This is a genomic window from Agrococcus sp. GW821-FHT14H11, from assembly GCF_058803545.1.
On the sequence record NZ_JBXAPA010000003.1, the window covers coordinates 239,669 to 252,380 of the forward strand.

A 12,712-nucleotide genomic window follows, 5' to 3' on the forward strand; every position below is an offset into this window, starting at 1 on the left:
GAGGAATGGCCATGACCACGAGCCGCACCCCGCTGATCGCGGGCAACTGGAAGATGCACCAGGACCACCTGCAGGCGATCGCGCTCGTGCAGAAGCTCGCCTGGACGCTGCAGGACGCGAAGCACGACCACGCGGCGGTCGAGGTGGCGGTCTTCCCGCCCTTCACCGACCTGCGCAGCGTGCAGACGCTCATCTCGGCCGAGCGCTTCGAGCTGCGGCACGGCGCCCAGGACGTCTCGGAGCACGACGCGGGCGCCCACACGGGCGAGGTGTCGGCCGCGATGCTCGCGAAGCTCGACTGCGCCTACGCGATCGTCGGCCACTCCGAGCGCCGCCAGGACCACGGCGAGACCGACGCGATCGTCGGCCGCAAGGCCGCCGCGGCGCTCCGCCACGGCGTCACGCCGGTCATCTGCGTCGGCGAGACGGCTGAGGACCTCGAGCAGCACGGCGCGTCGGCGGTGCCCGTGCAGCAGCTGCGCGACGTGCTCGCCGAGCTGCCCGCGGCCGGCGAGATCGTCGTCGCGTACGAGCCCGTCTGGGCGATCGGCTCGGGCCAGGCGGCCACGGCCGACCAGGCGCAGCAGGTGTGCCAGGCGCTGCGCCAGGCGCTCGCCGAGGTGCGCGGCGACGAGGCGGCGGCGGCGACCCGCATCCTCTACGGGGGCAGCGTGAAGTCGGGCAACATCGCCGGCTTCATGCGCGAGCCCGACATCGACGGCGCGCTCGTCGGCGGGGCGAGCCTCGACGCGGCGGAGTTCGCGGCCATCAGCCGCTTCCAGCACCACGTCGGCACCTGAGCCGCCGCCGCAGCACCCGGCCGCCGGGAATCCCTGCGGTAGGATGCTCGTTGGACTTCCCGTGGCCTGCGCCACGGCATCGACCTCGGTCGAGGATTCGGAAAGAGGGCTAGTGGAGATTCTCCAGATCATCATGCAGGTGATCCTCGGCATCACGTCTGTGCTGCTGACGCTGTTCATCCTGCTGCACAAGGGCCGCGGAGGCGGCCTGTCCGACATGTTCGGCGGCGGCGTCGGCTCGTCGCTCGGCTCGTCGGGCGTCGCGGAGCGCAACCTCAACACCATCACCGTCGTGGTCAGCCTCGCCTGGCTCGCGTCGATCGTGGTGCTCGGCCTCATCACCAAGATCGCGGGCATCTGATGGCCTCCGGTGGCAGCGCGATCCGCGGCTCGCGCGTCGGCGCGGGCCCCATGGGCGAGCAGGACCGCGGCTTCCACGCCGAGCGCGTGGCGGTCTCGTACTGGGACGCGATGGGCAACGAGACGGTCCGCTACTTCGCGGCCGACCTGCCCGAGGACGAGATCCCCGAGGTGATCGACTCGCCGTCGACGGGCCTGCCCGCCGGCCGCGACAAGGAGCACCCGCCGCAGCTCTCGAAGAACGAGCCGTACAAGACGCACCTCGCCTACGTGAAGGAGCGCCGCACGCCCGAGGAGGCCGTGCAGCTGCTCGACGAGGCGCTGCAGAAGCTGCGCTCCGCGGAAGGCCGCGGCTGATCCGCGACCGCCTCGCCTAGCGGCCGTCTTGCTCCAGCAGGGCGGCCGCTTCCTCGTCGAGCAGCCAGAGCGTCTCGACCCGGCCGTGCGCCGCGGCCGCCGGAGCGGCGTCGGGCGAGGCGCCCGACCGCGCGAGCGCGACCGCCTCGGCCTTGTCGGCGCCCGCGACGACGAGCCAGACGCGATCGGATGCGCCGATCGCGCCGACCGTGAAGCTCAGCCGCTCGGGCGGGGGCTTGGGGGAGTCGCGCACCGCGATCACGCCGGTGCCCGGCTCCGCCACGCCCGGCAGGCCGGGGAAGAGCGACGCGACATGCGCATCCGGGCCCATGCCCAGCAGCGTCAGGTCGACGGTGCCGAGCTCGGCCAGCATCGCCGTCGCCGCCTCGGCGGCCTCGTCGAGGGACGCGGAGCCCGCCGCGGGCAGCTCGTGCACGTTGCCCGCGGGGATCGGCACGCGGTCGAGCAGCGCCTCGCGCGCCTGCCGCGCGTTGCGGTCGGGGGAGTCGGCGGCGACGAACCGCTCGTCGCTCCACGTCAGGTGCACGCGCGACCAGTCGACCTCGCGGTCGACGAGCGCCGCGAGCAGCTCGATGCCGACGCTGCCGCCGGTGAGCGCGACGGTCGCGCGCCCCCGGGCCTCGACGAGCTCGGCCAGGAGCGCGACGAGGCGGTCGGCGGTGGCCCCGACGAGCGCGGCGCGGCCCTCGTGCACGACGACGCTCATGCCGCGTGCTCCAGCGTCGACAGCAGCACCTGGCGGTACATGTCGTCGGGCGCGAGCTTGCGGAGCTCCTCCGCGAGCTGGTCCTCGAGCCCGCGGGTCGAGAGCGCGACGTGGTGCTCGGGCTGCCCGGGCTGGCGCAGCACGCCCACCGAGTCGCGCAGGCGCGTGAGCGACGAGTCGCCGCTGTCGCGCTGCAGCTCGACCGCGTGCAGGCCGCTCGAGCCGGTGGGGGTCTCGCCCGCCTCGACCTTCTCGATCGGCACGCCGAGGCGCAGGTGCAGCCACGCGGCCATGAGGTGCACGCTCGGGTTGCCGAGGTCGCCCGAGACGCGGCCGCCGTGCACCGGCTCGAAGGGCGGCTGGTCGAGCAGCGCCGCGAGATGCGCGCGCCAGTTCGTCAGCCGCGTCCACGCGAGGTCGGTGTCGCCGGGCGTGTAGCAGCCGGCGAGCGACAGGATCGCCGCGTGCGGGTCCGCCTGCCTGCCGGAGTCGGTGATGCGGCGCTGCGAGATCTGGCCGAGCTGCGCGGCGGAGGGCGTCTCGGGCATGAAGCTCGGCCACCACGCGACCACGGGCGCGTCGGGCAGCAGCAGGCCCTGCACGATGCCGAGCAGGTGCGAGCCGAGCTCGCCGTAGCACTGCAGCAGCACGACCTCGCTCGCGCCGGCGTCGGCGCCCACGCGCAGCTCGGCGTCGAGGCGCGGCTCCTCGCCGGCATTGACGTGGTCGGGGTTCCGCGAGACGACGATGACGCGCATCGGGTGCTCGCGGGAGGCGGCGTTGGCGGCGCGGATCGCCTCCTCCTCGCCCCCGATCTGCGTGTGGATGACGAGCGTCAGCACGCGCCCGAGCGCGACCACGCCGCCCTCATCGCGGATCTCGAGCATCCGTCGCTGCACCTCTGCGGTGTTCGTGCGGGAGAGTCGGATGATCACGGTCGCCTCCAGTGCCGTCCGTCGCGCGCGAGGAGCTCGTGCGCGCTGCGCGGGCCCCACGAGCCCGGCTGGTACTGCTCCACGGGGCCGCCCTGCGCCTCCCAGTGCTCCTCGATCGGGTCGAGGATCTTCCAGGAGAGCTCGACCTCCTCGTGGCGGGGGAACAGGGGCGGGTCGCCGAGCAGCACGTCGAGGATGAGCCGCTCGTACGCCTCGGGGCTCTCCTCGGTGAACGCGTGCCCGTAGCCGAAGTCCATCGTCACGTCGCGCACGTGCATGCCGGGGCCCGGCACCTTCGAGCCGAAGCGCATCGAGACGCCCTCGTCCGGCTGCACGCGGATGACGAGCGCGTTCTCGCTCATCGTGCGCATGTCGGATGCGTCGAAGAGGTACTGCGAGGCGCGCTTGAAGACGATCGCGATCTCGGTGACGCGGCGGCCGAGCCGCTTGCCGGCGCGCAGGTAGAAGGGCACGCCCGCCCAGCGGCGCGTGTCGACCTCGAGCCGCACGGCCGCATAGGTCTCGGTGCCGGAGTCGGGGCGCATGCCCTCCTCCTCGAGGAAGCCCTTCACGAGCGCCCCGCCGTGCCAGCCGGCGGCGTACTGGCCGCGTGCGGTCGACTCGTCGAGGGGGAGCGGCACGCGCGCGGCGCGCAGCACCTTCTCCTTCTCGACCCGCAGGTCGGCGGCGTCGAACGAGACCGGCTCCTCCATGGCGGTGAGCGCGAACAGCTGGAGCAGGTGGTTCTGGATGACGTCGCGCGCGGCGCCGATGCCGTCGTAGTAGCCGGCGCGGCCGCCGACGCCGATGTCCTCGGCCATCGTGATCTGCACGTGGTCGATGTGGTTGGCGTTCCAGATCGGCTCCCACAGCGCGTTGGCGAAGCGCAGCGCGAGGATGTTCTGCACCGTCTCCTTGCCGAGGTAGTGGTCGATGCGGAAGACGCTGTCGGGCGGGAACACCGACTCGACGACGGCGTTCAGCTCGCGCGCGGAGGCGAGGTCGTGCCCGAAGGGCTTCTCGATGACGACGCGGCGCCAGCGGTCGCCGTCGTCCTCGGCGAGGCCGGAGCGCTTCAGCTGCTGCGTGACGAGCGGGAAGGCGTTCGGCGGGATCGAGAGGTAGAAGGCGTGGTTGCCCATGGTGCCGCGCGTGCGGTCGAGCTCGTCGAGCACCTCGGCAAGCCGGTCGAAGGCCGCGTCGTCGTCGAAGTCGCCCTGCACGAAGCGGATGCCCTCGGAGAGCTGGCGCCAGACCGACTCGCGGAACGCGGTGCGCGCGTGCTGCTGCACGGCCTCGCGGACGACGTCGGCGAACTGCTCGTGCGTCCAGTCGCGGCGGCCGAAGCCCACGAGCCCGAAGCCGGGCGGCAGCAGGCCGCGGTTGGCGAGGTCGTAGACGGCGGGCAGCAGCTTCTTCCGCGCGAGGTCGCCGGTGACGCCGAAGAACGTCATCGCGTTCGGCCCGGGGATGCGCGTGAGGCGCTGGTCGGACGGGTCGCGCAGCGGGTTGGCGCCGGGACCGATCGGCACCGGCTGCACCGCGCCGCCGGCGCCGACTGCCGGGCCGACGCCGGTCGGGGCCGCGTGCGCGGCCCCGACCTCGGTGTCCGTCATCGGCCTGCCAGGGCGAGGAGCCGGTCGAGCCCCTCGTCGAGGTCGCTGAGCGTGAGCGACAGCACGGGCCGGCCGTGCTCGGCGAGCACGCTCGCGTCGCCGGAGGCCTGCGCCTGCAGCAGCTGGCCGAACGTGAAGGGCCTGCCGGGGATGTCGAGGTCCTCGTGCGGCTGGCCGAGCAGCTGCAGGAAGACGCCGTTCGGCGTGCCGCCCTTGTGGTACTGGCCGGTCGAGTGCAGGAAGCGCGGCCCCCACCCGAAGGTGACCGGGCGCCCCGTGCGCGCCGCGAGGGCAGCGCGGAGCCGCTCGAAGCGCGGCTGGCCGATGCGGTCGAGGTAGGCGTGCACCGCGACGTAGCCGCCCTCGCCGAGCTGCGCGAGCAGCGCGTCGACGGATGCCTCGAGGGAGTCGCGCACGACGCCCGCGGTGCCGCGCACCTCGATGCCCGCGTCGACGACGTCGGCGGGGCGCTGCGGCTCGAGCGCGTCGAGCAGGCCGCGGGCGGCGACCTTCGCCGACTCGACGTCGGGCTGGTCGAAGGGGTTGATGCCGAGCAGGCGCCCGGCGACCGCGGTCGCGAACTCCCACACGAGCAGCTGCGCGCCGAGCGTGCCGGCGACCTCGACCTCGCCGTGCTCCACGTGGCTCGCCTCGCGGGCGGAGCCGACGAGGCGCACGACCTGCAGGTCGGGCAGGTCGGCCGAGAGCTCGGGTGCCGACTTCTCGAGCACGACGGGCAGGATGCCCACGCCGTCCTTGCCGGTCGACTCGGCGATGAGCTGCTCGGCCCAGTCGCCGAGGCCCACGATGTGCGTGCCGTCGGCGACGATGCCGAGCTTGTCGCGCAGCGGCCGGGTGCCCGCGATCGCCGCCGCGAGCATCAGGCCGGGGTTGTCGTCGGCGTCCTCGCTGATCTCGGGCAGGGCCGCCACGGCCTCGTCGAGCAGCTCGCGCACGTCGACGCCCGCGAGCCCCGACGGCACGATGCCGAAGGCCGTGAGCGCCGAGTAGCGGCCGCCGACGTTCGGGTCGGCGTTGAAGACCCGGTAGCCGGCGCGCCGGGCGTCCTGGTCGAGCGGGGAGCCGGGGTCGGTGACCACGATGATGCGCTCGGTCGGGTCGATCCCGGCGTCGCGGTACGCGGCCTCGAACGCCCGCCGCTGGCTGTCGGTCTCGAGCGTCGAGCCCGACTTCGACGACACGACGAGCGCGGTGCGCTGCAGGCCGTCGCGGAGCGCGCGACGCACCTGGCCGGGCTCCGTGGAGTCGAGCACGGTGAGGTTGACGCCCGCGGTGCGCGTGATGACCTCCGGCGCGAGCGACGAGCCGCCCATGCCGGCGAGCGCGATGCGGTCGACGCCGTGCTGGCGCAGCTGCTTGCAGAGCGCCTCGATGTCGTCGACGAGCCCGCGTGTCGACGCGGCGGCCTCGACCCATCCGAGCCGGATCGACGCCTCGGGCTCGGCGGCCTCGCCCCAGAGCGTGGCGTCGCCCGAGACGAGGCGGCCGGCCACGCCGTCGACGACGAGCTGCGGCACGATGCGCTCGATGGCCTCGAGCGCGGCGCCCGAGGCGGTGATCGTGAAGGTCATCGCCCCGCTCCCGCCTGGTCGAGGTGGCCCTGCACGGTCTGGACGAGCTCGGCCCACGAGGCGTCGAACTTCTCGAGCCCCTCGGTCTCGAGCAGCTCGACGACCTCGACGTACGAGACGCCGACCCGCTCGAGCTCGTCGAGCAGCGCGCTCGACTCGTCGGCGCGGCCCGTCACGGTGTCGCCCGTGATCGTGCCGTGGTCGGCGAGCGCCTCGAGCGTCTTCTCGGGCATGGTGTTCACCGTCTGCGGGGCGACGAGCTCGGTCACGTAGAGCGTGTCGGGCAGCGACGGGTCCTTGACGCCCGTCGAGGCCCACAGCGGCCGCTGCGTGTTGGCGCCCGCCTCGAGCAGCGTGAGCGCGCGCTCGGTCGCGAACGTCTCCTGCCACGCGCGGTAGGCGAGGCGCGCGTTGGCGAGGCCCGCCTTGCCCTTGAGCGCGGCGGCCTCCTCGGTGCCGATCGCGTCGAGGCGCTTGTCGATCTCGGTGTCGACGCGCGAGACGAAGAACGACGCGACCGAGTGGATCCTCGACAGGTCGTGGCCCGCCTGCTGGGCGCGCTCGAGGCCCGTGAGGTAGGCGTTCATGACGTCGCGGTAGCGGTCGAGCGAGAAGATCAGCGTGACGTTGACGCTGATGCCCGCGCCGATCGTCGCGGCGATCGCCTCGAGACCCTCGCGGGTCGCCGGGATCTTGATGAGCACGTTCTCGCGCCCGACCCGCTCGTGGAGCTGCTTCGCCTGGGCGATCGTGCCCTCGGTGTCGCGGGCGAGCCCGGGCTCCACCTCGATCGACACGCGGCCGTCGCGGCCGCCCGTCGCCTCGTAGACGGGGGCGAACAGGTCGCACGCGTCGGCCACGTCCTTCGTGGTGAGCGCCGTGATGACCTCGTCGACGCCGGCGCCGCGGCCGGCCTGCTCGACGACCGCGGCCTCGTAGCTGTCGCCGGCGGCGATCGCGTTGGCGAAGATCGTCGGGTTGGTCGTGACGCCGACGACGTTGCGCTCCTCGATGAGCGCCGCGAGCGAGCCGCTCGTGAGCCGCTCGCTCGAGAGGTCGTCGAGCCAGATGCTGACGCCAGCGTCGCTGAGCGCCTTGGTGTTCTCGTTCATGGGTGTGCCTCCTCGCCCGCTCAGCGGGCTGCGTCGATGGATGCGCGAGCGGCCTCGACCACGGCCTCCGCCGTGAAGCCGAACTCGCGGAACAGGGTCTGCCAGTCGGCGCTCGCGCCGAAGTGGTCGATCGCGACCGTGCGGCCGGCGTCGCCGACGATGCCGTGCCACGTGAGGGCGGAGCCGGCCTCGACCGACACCCGGGCGCGCACCGCGGACGGCAGCACCGACTCGCGGTACTCGGCCGACTGCTCGGCGAACCACTCGAGCGACGGCGCGGCGACGACCCGGGCGGGCACGCCGTCGGCCTGCAGCTGCTCGCGCGCGGCGAGCGCGAGCTGCACCTCGGAGCCGGTCGCGATGAGCAGCACCTGCGGCTCGCCGCCGGTCGCCTCGGCGAGCACGTACGCGCCCTTCGCGACATTCGACGCGTGGGCGAGCGTGTCGCCCTCTGCCGCGCCGTCGCCGCGCTCGAGCACGGGCAGGTTCTGGCGCGTGAGCGCGATGCCGACCGGGCGGTCGCGGCGCTCGAGGATCGTCTTCCACGCCCACGCGGTCTCGTTCGCGTCGGAGGGGCGCACGACCTCGAAGCCCGGGATCGCGCGGAGCGTCGCGAGCTGCTCGATCGGCTGGTGCGTCGGGCCGTCCTCGCCGAGCGCCACCGAGTCGTGCGTCCAGACGTGGATGGGATGCACGCCCATGAGCGCGGCCAGGCGCAGCGCCGGGCGCTGGTAGTCGCTGAAGATGAGGAAGGTGCCGCCGTAGGGCCGGGTCGGGCCGTGCAGCACGATGCCGTTCAGGATCGACGCCATCGCGTGCTCGCGGATGCCGAAGTGCATCGTGCGGCCGCTCGCGGAGGCGTTGGGCCACGCGTCGGTCGCGTGCTGCGCCGGCGCGAACGAGCCCTTGCCCTCGAGCGTGGTGTTGTTCGACTCGGCGAGATCGGCCGAGCCGCCCCAGAGCTCGGGGATCACGTCGGCGAGCGCGTTCAGCACCTTGCCGGACGCGGCGCGGGTCGACACCTCGGTGCCGGCCTCGAACACGGGGAGGGCCTCCTCGACGCCGTCGGGCAGCGCGCCCGAGAGCAGCCGGTCGAGCAGCGCCTTGCGCTCGGGGTGCGCGCTCGCCCACGCGTCGAAGCGCTCCTGCCACGCACCGCGCGCCGCGGCGGCGCGCTCCGCGGCGTTGCCGCGCGTGTACTCGATGACCGCGTCGTCGACCTGGAACGACTGCTCAGGGTCGAAGCCGAGCACCTCCTTGACGGCCGCGACCTCCTCGGCGCCGAGCTTGGAGCCGTGGATCTTGCCCGTGCCCTGCTTCTTGGGCGCCGGCCAGCCGATGATCGTCTTCAGGATGATGAGGCTGGGCTTGGCGGTCTCGCCCTGCGCCTCGAGGATCGCCGCGTGCAGCGCCTCGACGTCCTCGACGTACTCGGCCGAGGTGGGGTCGTCGCCCTGGCGCCACGAGACCTCGAGCACCTGCCAGCCATAGGCCTCGTAGCGGCCCTTGACGTCCTCGGTGAAGGCGATGTCGACGTCGTCCTCGATCGAGATGGCGTTGGAGTCGTAGATCGCGATCAGGCGGCCGAGCTGGTGGTGGCCCGCGAGCGAGCCAGCCTCGCTCGTGACGCCCTCCTGCAGGTCGCCGTCGCCGGCGATCACGTAGGTGTAGTGGTCGAACGGGCTCTCGCCCTCGGGCGTGCCCGGGTCGAGCAGCTCGCGCTCGAAGCGCTGCGCGTAGGCGAAGCCCACGGCCGAGGCGAGGCCCTGGCCGAGCGGGCCGGTGGTGATCTCGACGCCCTTCGTGTGCCCGTACTCGGGGTGGCCCGGCGTGAGGGAGCCCCACGTGCGGAGCGACTCGATGTCGTGCTTCTCGAGGCCCGAGCCCGTCAGGTAGAGCTGGATGTACTGCGTCAGCGACGAGTGGCCGACGGAGAGGATGAAGCGGTCGCGGCCGAGCCAGCGCTCGTCCGCCGGGTCGCGGTCCATGACCTTCTGGAAGAGCAGGTGCGCGACGGGCGCGAGGCTCATCGCCGTGCCGGGGTGGCCGTTGCCGACCTTCTCGACGGCGTCAGCCGCGAGCACTCGAGCCGTGTCCACGGCCTGCTGGTCGGTGGGGGTCCATGCGAATGCCAATGAGGCTCCTTGTTCGGGCGGCGCGGAGCCGCTGCGGTGCGGACGGATGCGACCCGTCCAGCATAGTGAGCAGGCACATCCGCGCCCGGGTCGGCTCCCGCACCATGACGCCGTGCGTCGGATAGGATGGTGGTCGGCCCTCGGGGCCGCGCCCCCACTCTCCGGAACGGAAGCAGCCGCATGTCGAACGCCACCTCGCACAGCGTGTCGGCGCCCGCGGCGGAGGCGGCGACGGGGGAGGGCGGCCGCTCGCGGCTCGCCCGCAAGGCGTCGGCCTACGTCGCGCTCACGAAGCCGCGCGTGATCGAGCTGCTGCTCGTGACGGCGCTGCCGACGATGTTCCTGGCTGCCGGCGGCGTGCCGCCGATCGGCGCGCTGCTCGCGACCCTGCTCGGCGGCTTCCTCTCGGCTGGCAGCGCGAACGCGTTCAACATGATCATCGACCGCGACATCGACCGCGTCATGCACCGCACGAAGCAGCGGCCGCTCGTCACCGGCGCGCTCTCGGTCGCCGAGGCGCACGTGTTCGCGTGGACCCTCGCGGTCGTCTCGACGCTCGTGCTGGGCTTCTTCGCCAACTGGCTCGCCGCAGGCCTCGCGATCGCCGCGATCGCCTTCTACGTGCTCGTCTACACGATGCTGCTGAAGCGCCGCACCGAGCAGAACATCGTGTGGGGCGGCATCGCCGGGTGCTTCCCCGTCGTGATCGGCTGGGCCGGCGTGACGGGCTCGCTCGACTGGCCCGCCTGGATCCTCTTCGCGCTCGTGTTCCTCTGGACGCCCGCGCACTACTGGCCGCTGTCGATGAAGTACCGCGACGACTACGAGGCGGCCGACGTGCCGATGCTCGCCGTCGTCCGCGGCCGGCCGATGGTCGGCATCCAGGTCATCCTCTACGCGTGGGCGTCGCTCGCGTGCACGCTGCTGCTCATCCCGGTCGCGGGCATGGGGCTGCTCTACGCCGCGGTCGCGGTGATCGCCGGCGCCTGGTTCGTCGGCGAGGCGCACGCGCTCTACGGCCGCGCGATCGCGGGCGCGCGCGAGATCCGCGCCATGCGGGTGTTCCACGCCTCGAACACCTACCTGACGCTCATCTTCCTCGCGGTCGGCGTCGACCCGCTGCTGCCGTTCTGAGCCGGCCCGGCCGGGCTACACCCGGTCGAGCATCTGCAGCAGCCGCCCCTCGCGCAGCGCCCACGGGCTCACGTCGAGCTGCTTGACGCCGAACGCGCGCATCGCCTCGGAGAGCACGATGCCGCCAGCGACGATCTGGAACGTGCGCTCGGGGGTGATGCCGGGCAGCGCCGCGCGCGACCGCGCGTCCATCTTCGCGAGCCGCGGCACCCAGTCGTCGAGCTGGCCGCGCGTGAGCACGGCGCGATCGGCGTCGCCGACGCCCGGCATGAGGTTGCCCGCGAGCCGGGCGAGCGAGCGGATGGTCTTCGACGAGCCGATCACGTGGTCCGGCTTGCCGTAGGGCCGCACCTGCGCGACCGCGTCGTCGAGCACCGCCTTGGCGTAGAGCCGCAGCGCGCGCTGATCGGCGATCGCGGGCGGGTCGGCGTGGAAGAACCCGACGGTGCTCCGGCCCGCGCCGAGCGGCACCGACAGCGCGATCGCGGGCTCCTCGTCGTCGCCGACCGCGACCTCGAGCGAGCCGCCGCCGATGTCGAGCAGCAGGATGCGCCCCGCCGACCAGCCGAACCAGCGGCGCACCGCGAGGAACGTCAGCCGCGCCTCGTCGGCGCCCGAGAGGATGTCGAGCGAGACGTCGGCCTCGCGCTCGATCCGCGCCACGACCTCCTCGCCGTTCGCGGCCTCGCGCAGCGCGCTCGTGGCCATCACGACGAAGTCGTCGAGGTGCTCGCTCCTGGCGATCTCGGCGCACTCGCCGATCGCGGCGACGAGCGCGTCGACGCCCTCGTCGCTGATCGCCCCGTCCTCGTCGAGGTAGCGCATGAGCCGCAGGGTCAGCTTGTGCGAGCGCTGCGGCACCGGGCGCCCGCCGAGCCGCACGTCGACGATCAGCAGGTGCACGGTGTTCGAGCCGATGTCGAGCACGCCGAGGCGCGCGCCGTGCCCGACGGCGCCGATCGCGCCGTCGACCGGACGCCCGCTCATGCCGCGGCCGCCGCGACCGGCTCGCGGAGCGCTCGCGCCGGCTGCGGCCGCAGCGACAGCACCACGGCAGCGCCGATGGCGGTCGCGATCACCGACAGCACCATGTGGATGCCGACGAGCAGGATCGGCAGGCCGAGGTTCGACTGCACGACCCCCACCAGGATCTGCACGAGGATGACGCCGAGGAGCGCGACCGCCCAGCGCAGGTGGGCGCGCGGCCCGCGCTTCGCCGCGACCGCGACGACCGCGAGCACGAGCGCGAGGAGCGCGTACCCGGGCCACGCGTGCACGTGCTGCATCACCGCAGGGTCGAGGCCGTTGCGGGCCGCGCCGCCGTCGCCCGCGTGCGGTCCCGAGCCGGTCGTGAGCACGCCGACGAAGACCACGACCGCGAGCGCGAAGGTCATCGCGTGCACGAGCGCCGACTGCCAGCGGGGAGCCACCCTCGGTCCGGGCGCCCCGACGACGACGCGCCACACGAGCACCGCCGAGAGCGCCACGAGGATGACCGAGAGGAAGAAGTGCACGCCGACGGTGTCGGGGCGCAGCGCCATCCAGACCACCACCGCGCCGATGAGCGCCTGCGTCACGGTCAGCCCCAGCACGAGCGCGGCGAGCGCGACGAGCGCGCGGCCGGCGCGGCTGCGCACCGCGAGCACGAGCATCACGACGGCGATCAGCACGACGATGCCGCCCCACACCCGGTTCGTGAACTCGATGATGCCGTGGATGCCCTGCTCGGGCACGGGCGTGAAGGACTCCGGCGTGCAGTTTGGCCACTCGGAGCAGCCGAGGCCGGATCCGGTCAGGCGCACGGCACCGCCGGTGCCGACGATGACGATCTGCGAGACCAGGGTGGCCCATGCAGCGACGACCAGGGCGCGGGAGCGCTCGAGCAAGATGCACCTCTCATGCCGTTCGCGATAGGATCGAGGGGAGCCCATCGGCTCCGAACCC

Annotated in this window: 12 protein-coding genes; 4 read left to right on the forward strand and 8 right to left on the reverse strand. The window is 73.3% G+C overall.

All coding sequences use genetic code 11. From position 1 onward, the window contains the following. Nucleotides 1-5 precede the first annotated feature (5 nt). From tpiA to AC1RNL_RS05065, 3 genes are all read left to right on the forward strand, one after another. Nucleotides 6-800, forward strand: coding sequence for a triose-phosphate isomerase (gene tpiA / locus AC1RNL_RS05055; protein ID WP_128189679.1), 795 nt, complete (start codon nucleotides 6-8; stop codon nucleotides 798-800). A 112-nt stretch (nucleotides 801-912) separates the two neighbouring features. Then, the gene (secG, locus tag AC1RNL_RS05060) at nucleotides 913-1,161 is read left to right on the forward strand and encodes a preprotein translocase subunit SecG (RefSeq protein WP_128189698.1); all 249 of its coding nucleotides are present in this window, start codon (nucleotides 913-915) and stop codon (nucleotides 1,159-1,161) included. Continuing rightward, nucleotides 1,161-1,517 (forward strand): RNA polymerase-binding protein RbpA, encoded by a 357-nt coding sequence (locus tag AC1RNL_RS05065; RefSeq protein ID WP_128189680.1) that lies wholly within the window; start codon nucleotides 1,161-1,163, stop codon nucleotides 1,515-1,517. The genes secG and AC1RNL_RS05065 overlap by 1 nt, the downstream gene beginning before the upstream one ends. Nucleotides 1,518-1,533: 16 nt before the next feature. On the opposite strand, the gene pgl is transcribed toward AC1RNL_RS05065, so the two are convergent. The 6 genes from pgl to tkt form a co-directional block, all read right to left on the reverse strand. After that, nucleotides 1,534-2,244 carry a 6-phosphogluconolactonase gene (gene pgl, locus AC1RNL_RS05070; protein ID WP_492934610.1) on the reverse strand — a complete coding sequence of 237 codons (711 nt, stop codon included), beginning with the start codon at nucleotides 2,242-2,244 and terminating at the stop codon, nucleotides 1,534-1,536. Next, on the reverse strand, nucleotides 2,241-3,179 hold the full coding sequence (locus tag AC1RNL_RS05075; RefSeq protein ID WP_246991004.1) for a glucose-6-phosphate dehydrogenase assembly protein OpcA: 939 nt from the start codon (nucleotides 3,177-3,179) through the stop codon (nucleotides 2,241-2,243). The genes pgl and AC1RNL_RS05075 overlap by 4 nt, the downstream gene beginning before the upstream one ends. Continuing rightward, nucleotides 3,176-4,720, reverse strand: a complete 1,545-nt coding sequence (gene zwf / locus AC1RNL_RS05080; RefSeq protein ID WP_246993537.1) for a glucose-6-phosphate dehydrogenase — start codon at nucleotides 4,718-4,720, stop codon at nucleotides 3,176-3,178. The genes AC1RNL_RS05075 and zwf overlap by 4 nt, the downstream gene beginning before the upstream one ends. A gap of 71 nt (nucleotides 4,721-4,791) precedes the next feature. Next, entirely contained in the window at nucleotides 4,792-6,387 is a 1,596-nt protein-coding gene (locus AC1RNL_RS05085) for a glucose-6-phosphate isomerase (protein ID WP_492934611.1), read from the reverse strand. Next, nucleotides 6,384-7,499, reverse strand: coding sequence for a transaldolase (tal, locus tag AC1RNL_RS05090; protein ID WP_128189684.1), 1,116 nt, complete (start codon nucleotides 7,497-7,499; stop codon nucleotides 6,384-6,386). Before tal ends, AC1RNL_RS05085 begins: the two co-directional genes overlap by 4 nt. Nucleotides 7,500-7,519: 20 nt before the next feature. Beyond that, nucleotides 7,520-9,634, reverse strand: a complete 2,115-nt coding sequence (gene tkt, locus AC1RNL_RS05095) for a transketolase (RefSeq protein WP_492934612.1) — start codon at nucleotides 9,632-9,634, stop codon at nucleotides 7,520-7,522. A 180-nt stretch (nucleotides 9,635-9,814) separates the two neighbouring features. Here tkt and AC1RNL_RS05100 point away from each other — a divergent pair, with 180 nt between their 5' ends. After that, entirely contained in the window at nucleotides 9,815-10,768 is a 954-nt protein-coding gene (locus tag AC1RNL_RS05100) for a heme o synthase (protein ID WP_492934613.1), read from the forward strand. A 15-nt stretch (nucleotides 10,769-10,783) separates the two neighbouring features. On the opposite strand, the gene AC1RNL_RS05105 is transcribed toward AC1RNL_RS05100, so the two are convergent. Together AC1RNL_RS05105 and AC1RNL_RS05110 are read right to left on the reverse strand one after the other, a co-directional pair. Beyond that, nucleotides 10,784-11,755, reverse strand: a complete 972-nt coding sequence (locus AC1RNL_RS05105; protein WP_146356106.1) for a Ppx/GppA phosphatase family protein — start codon at nucleotides 11,753-11,755, stop codon at nucleotides 10,784-10,786. Continuing rightward, nucleotides 11,752-12,654: a COX15/CtaA family protein gene (locus AC1RNL_RS05110; protein ID WP_492934614.1), complete on the reverse strand. Its 903-nt coding sequence runs from the start codon at nucleotides 12,652-12,654 to the stop codon at nucleotides 11,752-11,754. Before AC1RNL_RS05110 ends, AC1RNL_RS05105 begins: the two co-directional genes overlap by 4 nt. Nucleotides 12,655-12,712: the final 58 nt, after the last annotated feature.